11 protein-coding genes are annotated in these 16,336 nt (G+C 42.4%); 9 read left to right on the forward strand and 2 right to left on the reverse strand.

Annotated elements, in window-relative coordinates; genetic code table 11:
* Nucleotides 1-1,793 precede the first annotated feature (1,793 nt).
* From K1X76_08055 to murI, 5 genes are all read left to right on the forward strand, one after another.
* Nucleotides 1,794-3,959, forward strand: coding sequence for a hypothetical protein (locus K1X76_08055; GenBank protein ID MBX7149025.1), 2,166 nt, complete (start codon nucleotides 1,794-1,796; stop codon nucleotides 3,957-3,959).
* A 138-nt stretch (nucleotides 3,960-4,097) separates the two neighbouring features.
* Complete coding sequence (locus K1X76_08060; GenBank protein MBX7149026.1) at nucleotides 4,098-6,827, forward strand: hypothetical protein; 2,730 nt, start codon at nucleotides 4,098-4,100, stop codon at nucleotides 6,825-6,827.
* A 42-nt stretch (nucleotides 6,828-6,869) separates the two neighbouring features.
* Nucleotides 6,870-8,429, forward strand: a complete 1,560-nt coding sequence (locus tag K1X76_08065) for a diguanylate cyclase (GenBank protein ID MBX7149027.1) — start codon at nucleotides 6,870-6,872, stop codon at nucleotides 8,427-8,429.
* Between the two features lie 112 nt (nucleotides 8,430-8,541).
* A complete protein-coding gene (locus tag K1X76_08070; GenBank protein ID MBX7149028.1) occupies nucleotides 8,542-8,910 on the forward strand; it encodes a hypothetical protein in 369 nt (122 codons plus the stop codon).
* Nucleotides 8,910-9,728 carry a glutamate racemase gene (gene murI / locus K1X76_08075; GenBank protein MBX7149029.1) on the forward strand — a complete coding sequence of 273 codons (819 nt, stop codon included), beginning with the start codon at nucleotides 8,910-8,912 and terminating at the stop codon, nucleotides 9,726-9,728. Before K1X76_08070 ends, murI begins: the two co-directional genes overlap by 1 nt.
* Nucleotides 9,729-10,078: 350 nt before the next feature.
* Here the strand turns inward: murI and K1X76_08080 are convergent, their stop codons facing one another.
* Nucleotides 10,079-10,702 (reverse strand): DUF1295 domain-containing protein, encoded by a 624-nt coding sequence (locus K1X76_08080; GenBank protein ID MBX7149030.1) that lies wholly within the window; start codon nucleotides 10,700-10,702, stop codon nucleotides 10,079-10,081.
* 54 nt (nucleotides 10,703-10,756) lie between these two features.
* On the opposite strand from K1X76_08080, the gene K1X76_08085 reads away from it, so the two are divergent.
* The 3 genes from K1X76_08085 to gstA are packed head-to-tail and all read left to right on the forward strand — an operon-like array spanning nucleotide 10,757 to nucleotide 15,182.
* Entirely contained in the window at nucleotides 10,757-12,808 is a 2,052-nt protein-coding gene (locus K1X76_08085; GenBank protein ID MBX7149031.1) for a cation:proton antiporter, read from the forward strand.
* On the forward strand, nucleotides 12,805-14,580 hold the full coding sequence (locus K1X76_08090; protein MBX7149032.1) for a tetratricopeptide repeat protein: 1,776 nt from the start codon (nucleotides 12,805-12,807) through the stop codon (nucleotides 14,578-14,580). Before K1X76_08085 ends, K1X76_08090 begins: the two co-directional genes overlap by 4 nt.
* Complete coding sequence (gene gstA / locus K1X76_08095) at nucleotides 14,577-15,182, forward strand: glutathione transferase GstA (GenBank protein MBX7149033.1); 606 nt, start codon at nucleotides 14,577-14,579, stop codon at nucleotides 15,180-15,182. The genes K1X76_08090 and gstA overlap by 4 nt, the downstream gene beginning before the upstream one ends.
* Nucleotides 15,183-15,186: 4 nt before the next feature.
* Here the strand turns inward: gstA and K1X76_08100 are convergent, their stop codons facing one another.
* Nucleotides 15,187-15,864: a PilZ domain-containing protein gene (locus K1X76_08100; protein ID MBX7149034.1), complete on the reverse strand. Its 678-nt coding sequence runs from the start codon at nucleotides 15,862-15,864 to the stop codon at nucleotides 15,187-15,189.
* 106 nt (nucleotides 15,865-15,970) lie between these two features.
* Here K1X76_08100 and K1X76_08105 point away from each other — a divergent pair, with 106 nt between their 5' ends.
* A complete protein-coding gene (locus K1X76_08105; GenBank protein ID MBX7149035.1) occupies nucleotides 15,971-16,330 on the forward strand; it encodes a response regulator in 360 nt (119 codons plus the stop codon).
* The last annotated feature ends 6 nt before the right edge of the window (nucleotides 16,331-16,336 follow it).

Here is a 16,336-nt window from a genome sequence, read left to right on the forward strand (position 1 = left end):
GACGAAAAGGGGTGATGCGGCATTATTCTTAAAACTATTTTTTGCCTGGAGTTTTTTCCCCTCGATTACTCTGTTTTTATTGCTGACTTAAGTCCTCAATATTACAACTAAAAAATTATTTTTAACGCAGCATGTTAGTTTAAGTGGCCGATTTTTAATTGTTTTCTCCTATGCCCATAAAGTTTTTGGTGTTGGTACAAAGGTTGCATAACATTAATAGTTGGTAATGTTTTTTGTTTTTTCAAAAGGGGGAAAACAAAAAAATAGGGAGATATCTTATGAAGAAAACGGCCAAAATTTTAGCAGTGCTAAGTTTGTGTTTGATATTTGCTTTGCCAGCCTTGGCGCTCAATCGACACAATACAACAGAATATGCAACGAATAGCCGTTCGGAGCCGGTTCCTTACGAAGGTTTATCAAGACTGTTTTTGCCTTCCGGCGAAGTGGTGGCCTACACTAAAAAAGTGGGGGACTATAATCAGGTTTTTATCCAGTTCCACACCCCTTATTACAATACCGGTGCCGTGAGCGATGCCAATCAGCAATTTGCAGAGTTTCAAGTTACCTTTAGTGATATTAATAAGTCGGATCCTCAATGGGGGCCAGCCGTTGATGAGGTCAATTTTTATTCTACCGTCAGAACCCTTCCATCTGCAGGCAACTGTCAGTATATTTATTATAGAGGGCAACCTGGCGTTAAAAATATATATGCGGTATGTTTAGATAAAACAAAGTTTGAGAAGTCTATGCACTTTACAAGCGGAACAAGCCCTTCAAGCATTATATTTACACAAGGGCTTAAAAGTAATGGGGGAGATACCATTGTTGAAGATATTCGTCTTACAGGAATGCCCTCAATCGCAAAAAATGAGCCAGCAAGAACACGTTTTAATGTTACCTCCTACGATGCTTTTCCTTTGTTTTTTGTAACTATCAGTAACCCTTTTTCAGATGAGTTGCTTGACGAATTAAAAGATATCTTTGCTAAAATTGTAGCTTACAAAAGAAATAAGGCTCAAGCGGCCCAAGGCAGTGGCGCAGCTCCTGCCGATGCGCAGAGCGCGCAAATGCAGCAATTAACAGATGCTCAAAAGGCACAAATTCAACAATTGGCTATACAAAATTCCACATATGAGATGGTAAGAGGGAAATGGCAATATGTTGAATATCAACCTAAAGCGACTCCTGGGCAAACATTAGATTCGTGTTCTGATATTATTCCCGACGATACATCTACCCTTACACCCGATCAAAAAGATCAATTAAAACAAGAGGTGGGCAAGTGTTTATGTGAAGAAGTGGCTGAAATTTATCCCAATTTGGCAGAGGCTATGTGTCACCCGGCTGTGCCTTGGACAGTACTTATGCAATATGAGTTAGCTTTTAGTGATGCCATGGATGATAAAGTTCATCATATTTTGTGGGATCCAACTCATGTAAATGATGATGCCTATGATCCCCCCAATCTTATTATTGATGGTCAGGGCTATGATAGCCAAGGCAATCTTACCTATGGATATGTAGTAGGTTCAATTTTTCTTGATAGAAGAATAGGAGCTGGTATTTCTCTTTATCGTTTAGATTGGCAAGGTTGGCAGCAGGGTACTCGCGCAACACCTCTTTCAACAAAGTATTCAAATGTTCAGTTTGTAAATTCGGGACGTAACATTGCCTATAGTATGAAAGACAGCGATGGTGATGAAGATAGGCAGATAGGCGTTATTCGTATTGACGGTAAATTTGAAAAACAAGTGACCAATACGCCAGGTTCTTACTACCGTGTTTCTAAAAGTATGGAGAATGGAATTTTTAAATTTGACCCATATTTTCTATCTTCGGCCCCCGATAATGAAGCCCCCATTGTTCTTCTTATGGAAGATTATCCTGTTCAGCAAACCATTGAGTATAAAATTCGACAGCTGGAAAATCTTATAGAGGACACAGAAAGAGTTATTTTGAAATATGAAAAAAATAATATTAATCAAACTACATGTAAAACTGCTCCAGTCCAGGACTGTATTGCGTATAATGATGCAATTGTGACGTTACAAAAAGCAAAAGCAGATTTAAAAACGCAACAAGACTTGTTGTTAGTTGATACAAGCGTTCCTCCTGTATCTCGTTTAGCCTACACAACACTTAGTTTTAACAATAGATATCCAAATTACAGATTTACAGGCATGGATATTCCCACCACTACTTGCCATAGCGTCTCGTATTTGACTGGAACCGATAGACATAGAGGTAACCCAGATTGGGGACATAAAAATTTGCTTAACGACCTAATTTTCTGGGTGTCTAAGTATGCCGGTGGACCTCAGCCTACAACTGAAGGTGAAGGTGTTTCCATAACCTTTGAAGAATCAAATGTGCTCGATCCAACCCATAGAAGAGATTTGTGGATTGGTGATAAGAAAAGCCTAGAATGTGTTGGTAAAAACTTTAATGTGGATGATTTATTTGACGATCCAAATGATCCCAATGATAATGGTTCCACTATTTTAGAAACAACCAAACTGGATGTTTCAAATGATTTTGGAATGCAGCGCTTAACCTGCCACCACGATAATTCCGGGGCTCATTTTGGATTTTTAGGAAATCCTAATTATGACCATGTGGCTATTTTGGATACTTTTTTATACGGTATTGTTTATAAAGAAGACCAAGATTTGGATTTGGTTGCCGAAAACAATGCTCAAATGCATTTGCACGATTTAAGCCGTCGCTTTAATTTAGATTGTAACTGTGAGGCTGCCAGCGATTGCGGTGTTTCTACCGAGTGTATCAGCTTAACCTGTGATCCCGATAGCCCCCTGAGTGACTATATGGGTTGTATAACTACAGAAGCGCCCGATTCTACTTCTTGTACCGATAGCGACGGAAACGCCTGCACCACCGGCGCTTGTTTGCAAGGGGTGTGTGCACCTACTGTTCCTGTTGCCGCAGTCAGTGATAACAATCCATGTACCAATGACTACTGTGATCCCAAAACAGGTAAAACAGAGTACATTCCTTTAATAGATGGATTAAATGGTAGTGATGCTACTATTTGTGCAGATGGTGATGGTGATTTACTCTGTTCGCCTGCCAGTTGCCAGGGTGGTACTTGTACCGATGTGCAAAGTACAGATCCCCGTTGTGATGAACCGGAACCTTTGGGCTGTAAGGTAGATGCCGATTGTGCTCTGGAGGGTGCAGGCACAGCCTGTATTACCGGAACATGTAATCTGTCTACAGGACTTTGTTCGTTTGCTCCAAAACCCATTGTTGATGATGACAATCCGTGTACAACGCAGTCTTGCGACTTAACACTGGGTATGGTCACAAACAATTTACCCGATGGCACCTTGTGCCATAGCTCAGATCCAGAGGCTGAAAATTGCAATGTGTTTACCTGTCAAGGCGGTACCTGTAAAGGTGCGCCTATTGAAGATCCATTGGATGCCGATTCTACTCCCGAATGCTCCGAAACCTGTGGAAATAATGAAAAGGAAGCTCCCGAACAGTGTGACGACGGTAATCAAAGCGATGGTGATGGTTGCGATATATCGTGTCATAAGGAAGTGTGCGGCGACGGAGTGGTTAATAATAACGGAGCCGAAGAATGCGATGATGGTAATGGTACCGATGGCGATGGCTGTTCGTCCGTTTGTAAAATAGAAAAAGCTGATCCCCTTATTACTAAAGGTGTTTGCGAAAGTGGAGGCGGTGTTTGGACACCTTCCATTTCCGATATTTTAAATCAGGGAAGCGAAAATTTTGATGAAAATAAGGTAGAGTTATACTCGGATGAGTCTCTTGGTATATGCCAGGGAGCTTCACTCAGTTTTTCGGGTGCGGGTTGTAAATGCGATATCACCCGCACGGCTTCTTCGCCGTACCCTATTGGCTCATTATTGATAGCCTTGGCTTTTGTTATTGTGCCTCAGGTTTATATGCGCCGTAAACGCTTGAATTAGCTTATAAAGCCACCAGACTATGTTTTGTAGCCTGGTGGCTTTATATAACTTATTGATTTTCCGCATATTCCGTAAAAATATCCTCTGAAAAAAGAACGCAACTTTTTCTAGTTATTTCCGATAATTGATGTGGCATTTATGGGAAATAATGACACAACAATAGGGGCATGTCCGCCCGATGTAACTGCTTATACTTCGCTTGATATTACCGATTCAACTTTAATAGACGGTAAAATACAGCAAATTCGAGATCGTGGTTTTCCTGGGGCTACTGCTAATGGTGCGTGTACTAGTTCAGATGGAACTATTTATTTGCCCCAAGGTAGTTTTGGCCCGTTGGTAGAGGCTGGTTCAACTTTTCCTGGTTTGAGGCAACTGCAGCAAGTGGTACCTCCCGGTGGTTCAGCTTCTTTATCGGGAGCAGGTTCTGCGATGGCGTTTCGTGAAACCATGACCGTTACTACTCATTTAGAGGAGATGAAATGGCCGACCCTCACACGTGCTCCGGCCGAAGCGCCACCCCCGCCACCCGATTTAAAGCCCTTAGTAGGTCCAGCTTACGGTTTAGCTGTGGGCATGCAAAAAGATTTAGCCGAAACATGTTCGGATTATGCTGCTAATTTTAGAATGGTAGAAAAGTTTGAGCAAAATCCTCCTCCCATTGCGTGGGAAAATGTAGAAACAACGGACGATTATTGGAATTATGTGAGTCATTCCACAACGGGGCGTGGTTTTGCCGCTTTTGGTACTTCGGCCGCCCTTTTTGGTGCGGTAACTACAACGTTTGAATACGGTGCCACCAATTGGGGTAGTTTAAATATGGGCGAGTGGTCGCTTTTATACCGTCATGCACGTTACATGGAAACATTGCGCTTGATGCATGAGTATCAGTGTTCTGGTCGTCCTCCTTTAAGTCCCGCTTTTTTATCGATGGGAGGAGTTGCAGTGACAACCGCTGCGGTGGCCACAGGATTTATGGGCACCGAAATGGCTTATGATAGCTACAATGGCCCCGCTGCTGCTACATCTCAACCAACACCACCTCAATTTGCCGATTACTGTGAAAATGTAAAAGGCCCCATCGACTTTTCCGATCCAACTCAGGCCATGGCTGCCGTGCAGGCTTTTACAACGGGGCTAGAGTCTAAAAATCCAGAAGAAATTGCCGCTATTTTAGCCGAGTTGCAAAGCCAGTATGCAGCACTCGATCATGCCAATACAAGTGTTAATGCCGCTAATGTGGGGTTGGGAAAGCAGTTGGCAGCTTACAATCTTACTGCACCCAGCGAGCCTTCGTGGTGGCAAGAGCATGCTGTGCATACAGGAGCCAGTGTGGGTGCCGGTTTTGGTTTTGGTACTACGGCTGTGCGGTATGGAACGGATATTTTTATTAGTATCCCCAGTCCAGGTTTTGCAGCATTGAGAGATCGTTTAATAGCACAGGCGCGTAACGATGCTAAGATGGATGTTTTAGGGATGATGGGAATGGGGCGCTGTGTTGGCGCTGAAGATGAAGCGAACGCAGGTGGTGATCCTCAGGTGCCCAATGATACTCAAGTTTCCCGTGTTCCCATCGATTACTCGTATGCTTTGGGTGTTTATCCCGAAATATTACCTTCGTTGCCTCAAGTTAGTTTTCCTGAATGGTGGGTGCCGCAAGGGGCTGCTATAGGCGGTATGGACATGCCCATTCCCGAATCGCCGTCTCATGTAGTAATGCGTCAGGCCGCTCCCGCAGCACCGGTAGTGCGGGATCAGGCAGCGGTTGATTTGTTAATGGGGCGTGAACCACAAGCGCCTGTAGAGCCCGAATTTATCACGCCGGGAGGTTTGGTTAAGGCAACGGCCTTAACGTCAGGTTTTATTGCTGCAGGTGGTATTGTGATGATTGAAATGGGTTATGAGCCTAGTACCCAAGTAAAAGCGGCTATGGAATTTACCGGTAAATTGCTAACAGTTGGTGGTGTTGTTTATACGGTGTGGGTTGCCAGAAAAATAATTATGGCCGGTGAATTTGGTGCTCTTGCCAGTAAAATTTTGTTGCCGGCGGCCGGTGCTTATGTGGCTGGGTCGATGGGTTGGAGCTGGGGTGGTGAGCAAGCTGTTAACTTGGCAGACTATATTGGAGTTGAAGATGCTGATACGCGGGCTGAAATTCAGTTGGCAGGTAATGCTACAGGGGCCACTATTGGCGTGGGTATTTTTGCAGGGGGTTGGCACTTACTTAAAACTTATGCGGCCGAATATAATCCTATTGTTCTTATTTCTACGCTGGTGGGTGCTGGATCAGGTTATTTAAAGTCGAGACAGATAGAAACGTTTGAGCAAATCACTAAACCTGTAGAGCGCACACCTTTGCCGTCTCAGGTTCAAGGTTCTGCCTTAACCGGTACCTATGCACGGGGCTTCCAAGTGTTTATGGCAACTCTTGGAACTTTTTTAAGAAGACGTGCCAATAACCCTGATTTTAATCAGTTAAATGAAGTTTTAAAAAACCCGGATGTGAGAGCCGGTATTGAAGCTTACCCCGAAATTTTTTATAACGAAATGCTTAGCATGATGATAAGCTATTCGGCTTCTCTTGAAGTTTCGCGCAGCTGGGATAGTGCCGGTCCCGAAGCAGAATGGCATTTAAAAGAGTATGTGGCAGTGCATCCCCAACTTGAAGCCTACTTGGATAAGTTATTAGAAATGGCCCAAGATGCCCGCAAGCTGGAAGAAATATTGGCCTTAAGTGAGCAGGAATGTTCTACCGAAGAACCTTTGGACGATTCTAACTATTCCGACACGTCTGAAACGTCAGACTGGTCCGACATCTTTGAAGAAGACGTTTGTTACGATTCCGAATACCCCACAAGCGAAACCTAAGCACCTTGACATTGTAGGCTTTATACGACTATAGTTTTTGCCATGAAACGGTCGTTCATCCTTACGCGTGTTTCATCTAAAATTGCCTTACTCACATCAGGGGCTCTCTTTTTTGTGACCGGGCTTTTTCTGTTATTTTTCCTTTTTTTAGACGTTAATTTGCTGTCTAAATTTACCTTCATCCAACTTCTCACATCTTTTGTGTTACTTCTTGTTTTTGTTGAGGTTTTACTGGTTGTTTTGTCTACCAATGTGCTTATAAACCGGCCGTTAGATAAAATTAAAAATGTGGTGCGTCAGGCGGAGGATGGTAATTTTTTAACGCGAGTAGATCACGTTTCAACCGATGAATTGGGCGAATTATCTCAAAGCTTTAACCGGATGTTAGCCAAAATTACCGACTTGGATGCCCGTAAAATTGAAACCGAACATGAATTAGCGTTAACACGTCACAACCTGGCCATTAAAAACGAGCTGGAAGCTAAAACTAAAATTATTGAAGAAACCAACAGCAAGCTGGAACATTCGCTCAAAGAACTGTCGGTTTTATACTCCGTTTCTCAAGTGTTGTCGCAAAGTCTCACCTTAAACGAGCTTATTTTGGCCATCACCCATGTGATGAAAGAAACTTTAAAATTAAAGGAATCTGGAATTTTGTTTTTGGACGATAATAAAGAGTATTTAGAAGTACGTCAGTTTCAAGGGGTGGGTGAAGTGCCCCATGCACTTCAGGGGGTAAAATTTAGATTGGGTGAAGGTGTAAGTGGTAGGGCGGCTCTAGAAAAACGAACCATTTATATTGAAGATCGTCGTAACGAAGAAAACTATTTGCATTATAAAACCAATAAGCAAGATGAAGGGTCGTTTGTAAGTGTACCTCTTATGGTGCGTGACGAAGTTATTGGAGTGTTAAACGTGGGAGATCCTCAAACTAAAGCATTTACAGAAACGGATATTAAATTATTTCGCTCGCTCGCTAATCAAATTGGCATGGCCTACGACCGCGCTATGCTGTACATGAAAACACGGGAGCTTTCTGTTAAAGATGAACTTACCGGCCTTTACAACCGCCGCTATTTTCAAAATATGTTGGAGATGGAATGGAAAAAGGCATCGCGTTTTTCGCGTCCATTGTCGCTCCTTATGATTGATGTAGATTTTTTTAAACAATATAACGACAGCTATGGTCACTTAAGTGGCGATGCGGTGTTGCAATATATTGCCGAAGTGTTGGAAAGTAATGTGCGCGAGGTGGATACGGTGGCCCGTTTTGGCGGTGAAGAATTTGTTATTTTATTGGAAGACACCAACTTTGAAAACTCGCTACACGTGGCTGAAAATTTAAAAGATTTAGTGCAAAATAATTCGGCCTTTTTCTTAAAGCAGCGGGGGCAAAACAAGAATTTGACTATCTCCATTGGGGTGTCGTCTTTCCCTGAAAGAGCTACTACCGAAGAGGAGTTATTATTGTTTGCCGACCGCGCGCTTTACAGGGCCAAGGGTTTGGGCCGTAATAGGGTATGTGGTTACGATCCGGATACGGTTACTAAAACCGAGGAAACTTTTGAACGGTCGGGGCCATCGCGTCGTTTTTCGGCCTAATAAAGCCTTCTTTTATTGACTTATCTGGCTAATCGCTGTAGCTCAAACCTTCCTTTTTATTTCTCTTCCCTTATGGTGAGAGAGAAAAAAAGAAAACAACACAGAGGTTTTTATGAACTTAAAAAGTTTTTTAGATGAAGCATTGGAAAAAGGTGAAACCTTAAAAGAAGAGATCACTTCCGAAATTTTAAATTCCAAAGTGGTACACGAGCTTTTAAAAAGCGATATGTTTGTAAAGGCCCTTTCCAGAGTGATGCAAACCAAGGAAGAAGTCACAAAAGTAATTCGTGATAATGTAAAAAACGTTCTTAAAATAATGGATATTCCTCTGCGTAACGAAATTTCGAGCCTTGAGAAAAAACTTTTTAGCATCGAAAAAAACGTGGATCATATCGGCAAAAAAGCCATTCCTGTTAAAAGTTTAAAACGCACCACCCGTAAAACGGCTCGTGCTACCGTAAGAAAAGCTAAAAAGAAATAATGCCAAATCTGGATGCTCCCATCGGGGTTTTTGATTCGGGTATTGGCGGGCTAACCGTTCTTTCAGCCATTCAAAAATTATTGCCCCACGAAAATCTTGTTTATCTGGGTGATACGGCACGTGTTCCGTATGGAACTAAATCGCGTGAAACTGTTACCCGTTATTCTATTCAAAATACTCTCTTTTTAATGGAACAAAATGTGAAGGCTGTTGTGGTGGCTTGCAATACAGCTTCAGCTCACGCCTTAGAATATTTAAAGGGAAAATTTAGTGTGCCGGTACTGGGTGTGATTGAACCGGGGGCATTGGCAGCCCATAAAGCTACTGTAAGCGGTTCTATTGGGGTGATGGGGACTGAAGGTACAATTAAGTCGGAAGCGTATAAAAAGGCCCTGCATCGTTTATCCAATAAGCACCAAGTATTTGGTGTAGCTTGTCCTCTGTTGGTATCTCTTGCCGAAGAAGGTTGGTTAACAGGTGATATTGTTGATTTGGTTCTCGAGAAATATCTTGCCCCCCTTAAAAAAACTCAAAATCCGGATACGGTTATTTTGGGTTGTACACACTATCCCTTGCTAAAAAACGCGGTTCAAAAATGCATGGGAAATAAAGTAACGCTTGTTGATTCGGCCCACGAAACGGCCCAAGCTTTAAAAGAAATTTTAATCCAAAATAAAATAGCGTCCCCATCAGCCTTGCAAGGAACTCTTCAGGTTTATGCTACCGATAATCCGGATACCATGGCCCGTTTGGGGGGCCATTTTTTAGGGCGAGCTTTGGGTTCAGTGCATCAGGCCGATACCTCCGGTCTTGTTTAATATGCCATCCACATTTGCCATGCCTCTTTTATTTGAATCTCCTTCAGGTAAAAAAACAGAAGGAGAAGCCGTATGTGAAACTTATTTACCCTCCGAAAGAATAAAACGGGCTTTAAGCAGGTTATTGTTTTTTTGGTTAATTGCCTTTTTTTGTATATTTATTCCTATTGCCCATTTTGTGTTGGTTCCGGGATTTTTTTTGGGTGGTATTGTGGCATTTTTTTTAACACAGTCGGTAGAAGGTACTGTGTTAAAAGGTGAGGGAACGTGTCCGGATTGCGATGTTTTCTATGAAATCAGCCGTCAGCAGACCAAATGGCCGATAAGTGTTCATTGTAGCCACTGCTACGCTAATTTTTGGATACAGGCAGCCCCACAAAACGAGAAACACTAGATTTATAGCTTTTATAGCTACTGCCGTGTAATTTTTCCAAAAACTCTTCTTCTAGTCTGATCTGAATATTAATGACTACAATTCCCACACCTAAAATAAGTAAACTTAGGGCATTAGGCATCATCATAAAAAAACCGAGGATGGCAAAGAGCATGCTTGTGTAGATAGGATTACGTGAAAATCTGAAAAGTCCGTGTGTGATGAGATCTGTGTGGGTGGTGTGATCGATGCCAACACGCCAGGAGCTCTTCATCTGGTATTGAGCCACCATGGTTAAAATAAGAGAAATATGTGCCAGAATAAAACCGGTAATAAAAACGGGTTTGGTTTGCAGGTAACCGATCGGTGCCAGATATAAATAGTGTTTATATGAGAAACTAAATAAAGTGAGTATGAGTCCTGTTGCCAGCACCAGAAAAAAAAGAGTTCGGCTGACAAAGTTGTGGGCATTATCTTGGCGGTTGAAAATGACGGGATTTTTACCGGTCTGGCGATAGATGCGCCACACAGGCAAAATAAAAACGGCCATCAGAGCCAGCAATCCAAAAAGAGGAATATATATTTTTAAAAAAATCAACATGGGGTTTATCACTCCTTGTATGCACTTTTAAGAGATGTTAATTTAACATGCCTTATGGATAATCCCTATCTTTTTCTAGAAAATCTGGCTCTGGTTCTGGCCGTTGCAGGGCTTACCACCATTATCTGCCATAAACTTAAACAACCTGTTGTGTTGGGGTATATTATTGCCGGTATGCTGGTGGGGCCGCATGTCCCTATTCCTCTGGTGGCCGACAGCCGTGTGATTCATACGCTTTCGGAGCTGGGAGTTATCCTCATCATGTTTTCTATTGGGCTTGAATTAAGTATTACCAAAGTTATCAAGCTTGCTCCCACCACCGGTTTTGTGGGGTTGATTGAATCGAGTTTTATGATGTGGCTGGGTTATGCTGCCGGCCGCCTATTTGGGTTAACAGGAACCGAAAGTTTATATACGGCAGCTATTGTTGCTATATCCAGTACTACCATTATCGCAAAAGTTTTTGAGGAAAAAAATATACGCGGAAAAATATCGGATTTGGTTTTTGGTGTGCTTATTTTTGAGGATGTCATTGCTATTCTGCTTTTGGCTGTTTTAAACACTTTTTCGGCGGGTTTTTCTATAAATCCTCTTGATTTGATGCGTGCTGGACTTTCGCTGGCACATTTTCTGGTTTTTACTCTTGTTGTGGGTGTTTGGCTTTTGCCTCGTTTGATGAGGGTGATTGTGGGTTTTAACCGATCCGAAATTACTCTGGTCACCAGTATCGGTATCTGCTTTTTGATGGCTCTTCTGGCGCATAAGCTGGGTTACTCGGTGGCTTTGGGTGCTTTTCTGGCGGGTGCTCTTATTGCCGAATCGGGCGAAGGGAAAAAAGTGGAGCATATGGTGCGCCCCGTGCGTGATATGTTTGGCGCCGTATTTTTTGTGGCGGTTGGGATGCTCTTTAATCCTGTTCTTGTGATGAAACATTGGCAGATGATTTCGGTTTTTGTGCTGATTGTGATTGTAGGCAAGTTTGTGGGGGTTTCCATGGGGTCTTTTTTATCGGGGTTCAGTTTTTCCACGTCCATTAGGGCTGGCATGAGTATGACGCAGATCGGCGAGTTTTCCTTTATTTTGGCTGCCATGGGCCTTTTCACTGGAGCTACGCGCGATTTTTTGTATCCGGTGGCGATCGCTGTATCATGCATCACTGCTCTCACTACACCGTTATTGATTAAAGCTTCGGTTCCTTTTGTGCATTTTATTGATAAAATCATGCCTGCCTCGTTTCATACTTTTTTGTCTCTCTATGGTTCTTGGATTCACGAGTTTCAGATTACCGACAATTTGCCAGGTATCAATTCGCGTATTAAACGTCTTATTGGTTTGTGTGTATTGGATGTGATAATTCTGGCCGGCTTTATTATAGGGGTATCGTATTATTTTCATGCCTTAACGGCATTGATTGTGCCTTATTTTCCCCTTTCTCTTGTTTGGGTAAAAGGGTTGGTTTTGTTCTTGTGTGTCGTGTTGGGTTTTCCTTTTGTGTTGGGCATTATCCGTTGCGCTGGCAGTTTAGGCGTGGCCATGTCCAGCAAAATATTGCCTGTGGCAAAAGAAGGTTCCATGGATAAGGCTGCCACGCCGCGCAAGGCTTTTGTGGTGAGTATTCAGATGGTGATCCTGGCCATTGCCGCTATGCCTTTTCTGGCTTTAACCCAGCCCTTTGTGCCTTTATCCTTCAGTCTTTCTCTTTTTGGGATGAGTTTTTTTGTGATTGCCGTTATTTTCTGGCGCAATGTGGGAAATTTGCAGGGGCATGTGAAAGCCGGGGCACAGGTGGTGATAGAAGCTCTATCCTCGCGCCTGCCTTCCAACATGTCTTTACAATCTCCGCAACTTAGCAATCTTTTGCCCGGTTTGGGGGTTTTGGAAAGTGTGATCGTTACCAGACAAAGCCCGGCTTTTGATAAAACCCTGTCGACGCTTAATTTGAGAGCCTTAACTGGCGCTACTGTTGTCGCTATTACGCGCAAAACCGGTAGTGTTGTTATGCCGTCTGGTAATGAATTGCTTCAGGAGGGAGATATTCTAACTCTTACAGGGCCGCAGGAGGTTGTAGATATGGCGCGTAGTTTATTATTAAAGGATAAAGCATGAATGCAATGTTGGAAAAAGCTTTTGCACTTCATAAAACGGGTGATTTTGCCAGGGCCGAGTCATTGTATCAGGCTATTCTTGAAAAAGATCCTCACAATGCACAGGCGCTTTTTTTATTGGGAACACTTCAATGTCAGGACCGCCGCTTTGAAGAATCGTTAACTTTTTTGCAAATGGCATTGCAAATCAATCCATCTTTGGATGAGGCTTATAATTCATTGGGAAATGCTTACTTAGGTTTAAACGAGCTGGATAAAGCCGAAGAATATTATTCTAAAATTGCCCTTACCGATAAAAAGCCCAATGCCTCGGCACTCAATAATTTAGGAATTTTGCGGGAAAAACAAAATCGTAAAAAGGAGGCCTCCGATTTTTTTGCAAAGGCCATCCGGGCTTATCCTTTATTTTTAGATGCCCATCTTAATTTGGCGCAAAATCATGCGGCCCAGGCGCGCTTTAGTGAAGCTCAAAAAGTATGTAGGGAGGCGCTCAAAATATTTCCAGATAACTTTTCCTTGTGGGTTCAGTTGGGCAATATTCAAAAAAGAGCGTCCCAGTTTGACAAGGCGCTTGAAAGTTACCAGCACGCCTTAAGTCTTAATCCGCAAAATATATTGGTTTTAAATAACTTGGGAATTGTTTTTAAAGATTTAAATCATTTGGAGAAGTCACTTGAATGTTATGAAAAAATTGAACTGATAGGAGAGCCCACCGTTGAAATTTTGTTTAACAAGGGAATTACGCTTAAAGAAATGGGCCGTTTTGAAGACGCACTGGCCTGTTATGACAGGGCTTTAAAGCAAAAGCCTAATTTGGCCGAGGCCTATGTAAACCGGGCACAAATTTTAATTTTGCTGCAAGATTTTAAACGCGCCTGGCCCGATTACGAATGGCGGCTTAAAACGCCGGGCTTTGAGTGGATGCGGGCTTATATTCAGCCTCGATGGATGGGCGAGCCCTTAAAAGATAAAAAAATACTCATATATGGTGAGCAGGGGTTGGGGGATGAGATTTTTTTTTCATCCTGCTTAAAACAGGTGGTGAGTCAGGCTTCACAAACTTATTTAGAATGTCATCCCAAACTTGTTACTCTTTTTGAAAAAAACTTCCCGGAGGCACAGGTAAGGGCCAGGACCGATGATGGTTCCTCGGTATGGGCAAAAGACAAAAAAATTGATTATCAAATTCCTGTGGGTAGCCTGAATTTATATTCTCCCTTTCCGGGAGAAGCCTACCTTAAAGCTGATGCCCATAAAACGGCCTTTTGGAAAAGCCGACTAAATTTCCTGGGGAATAAACCCAAAATTGGCATCAGCTGGACGAGTAAGGGGATTGATTTGGGTAGTAGCACCAGGTCTAAGTTTTCTACCGAAATTGATTGGTGGGGGGATGTTTTAAAAAATACACAGTTCGATTTTATCAATTTGCAGTATGGAGATACCGTAAAGGAAAGAAAATTTATAGAGCGGGAGTTTAAACAAACCCTTCACCATTGGGATGATTTGGATTTATGGAATGATATAGACAGTGTTGCAGCGCTGGTTTCAAATTTGGATCTTGTCATTTCCATCAATACGGCTACAGCTTACCTGACAGGTGCTTTGGGGAAAAAAGCGTGGGTTATTTTACCCTATTATTTTGGACCTAAAGCTGGAATAAATTATACAGATGCTTGGTTTTCAACTATGCAGTTTTTTTTACAGCCTTCCCCCGGTCATTGGGATGGAGTGATTGAAAAAATAGGTAAAAAATTAAGTGGGGACTTTTTATGAAACTTTATTATGCACCGGGCGCCTGTTCGCTGGCTCCCCATATTCTTGTTAACGAATTAAATATCAAAGTTGATTTGGTACGCACCGATTTACGCCAAAAAACATACGGTAATGGCCAAGATTTTAAAGCGGTTAACCCTAAAGGGGCGGTTCCCGTATTGCAATTGGATAACGGTGATATTTTAACGGAGGCCGCCGTAATATTACAGTATTTAGCCGATCAAAAGCCGGATGCCGGCTTAATAGCCAAGGCTAGAAGCTGGGAGCGTTACAAAACATTGGAGTGGCTTAATTTTGTGGCTACCGAGATGCATAAAGGTTTTGGTCCTTTATGGAAGCCGGATACACCGCAGGCCTATAAAGAAATTGCGGTTAAAAATTTAAAAGATCGCTTTTCTTTTTTAGAAAACCATTTTGAAATAAATGATTTTTTGATGGGAAAAAATTATACCGCTCCCGATGCTTATTTGTTTACGGTATGCAACTGGGCCAATTATTTAAAGGTAGATTTAAGTGCCTGGCCTCAGCTGGTATCTTATATGGTACGTATAAAAGAACGCCCAGCTACCCTCAAGTCTTTTGAGGAAGAGGGACTTAAGTAGTATATTAGTCGTCTTTAATTTTGCGCAAATCGAGCAAGCGTCGGTTAATAGATTGAATTATTTTTTCCTGATCGTTTTTGGTGAGTACCGGAAAAGATGTAAGGGACTGGTTTTTAATAAACTGTGCTCCATGGTAACAGGGGTCGTTTGCGTTTTTTTTCTTTTTGTAAAACACAACCTTGATGGCCAAATTGATTTTGGTTTCGGTGTTCCATAGGGGAAAGGTAATTTGGTACACGGGGGCCGAACTTAAAAACTCGGAAGTTGTAAATCCAACCCCACCGGCACTTATATTTATAATATCTACAGTATAACTTTGTCCTTCGGCCGATAATACAGTGGCTTTATCGCGAGCCGCGTTAGCCAGTCTATAAAACTCGCGCTGATTAACAAGTTTGAGATCGGCAGGGTTCATTTTTAACATCAAGATATCTATTTTGCCATCATCTGTTTTCTCGAGTGTGAGTTTACATTCTATAGGGATAATGCCGCGGCCATCTTTGGCTACCACATAGCCTTTTACGTAATCCATTCCCTTAAGTTGTGGAGAGAAATCCAAAATTAAAAAGTCCATACCCACACGACGGATGGGAATTTCATGAATAACCGTCCCCAACGTAAGATAAAACGTGAGTTGGTTGGGATCCATGAGTTGTTCTAAACCGGGGGCTATACGCGTCATAAATAAGTATTTATTATAGTCTTTTTTGATGGAAGGTTACACATCTTTTTCGAGATGGTCACAGACTTGTCACCCAGTTGAAGGACTCTCCATAAAGGAGGTAGGGATGTGTAAAATTTTAATTGTGGACGACAATGCCGATATTAGAGAGTGCTTTGCATTTAATTTGCAAAAGGCGGGGTATCACACGGTGGAAGCCGACTCCGGGCTTTCGGGATTATGGGAAATGGAAAAAGAAGCTCCAGATCTTATTTTGCTTGATTTGATGATGCCATCACCCGATGGCTACGAGTTATGTCGTTATTTTAAAAATGACTCCTCCATACCGGTTATTATTATTTCCGCAAAAGGTGCTAGAGAAGAAATTGAAGAGGGGCTTTCGATGGGGGCTAAAGCCTATTTGCCCAAACCGGTATCTTTAGAAAAACTACTTATTACCGTGCAGCAGGTGCTAAATGCTGCGTAAGTTTAT

This window comes from bacterium (assembly GCA_019695305.1).
Lineage (GTDB): Bacteria > UBA10199 > UBA10199 > UBA10199 > JAIBAG01 > JAIBAG01.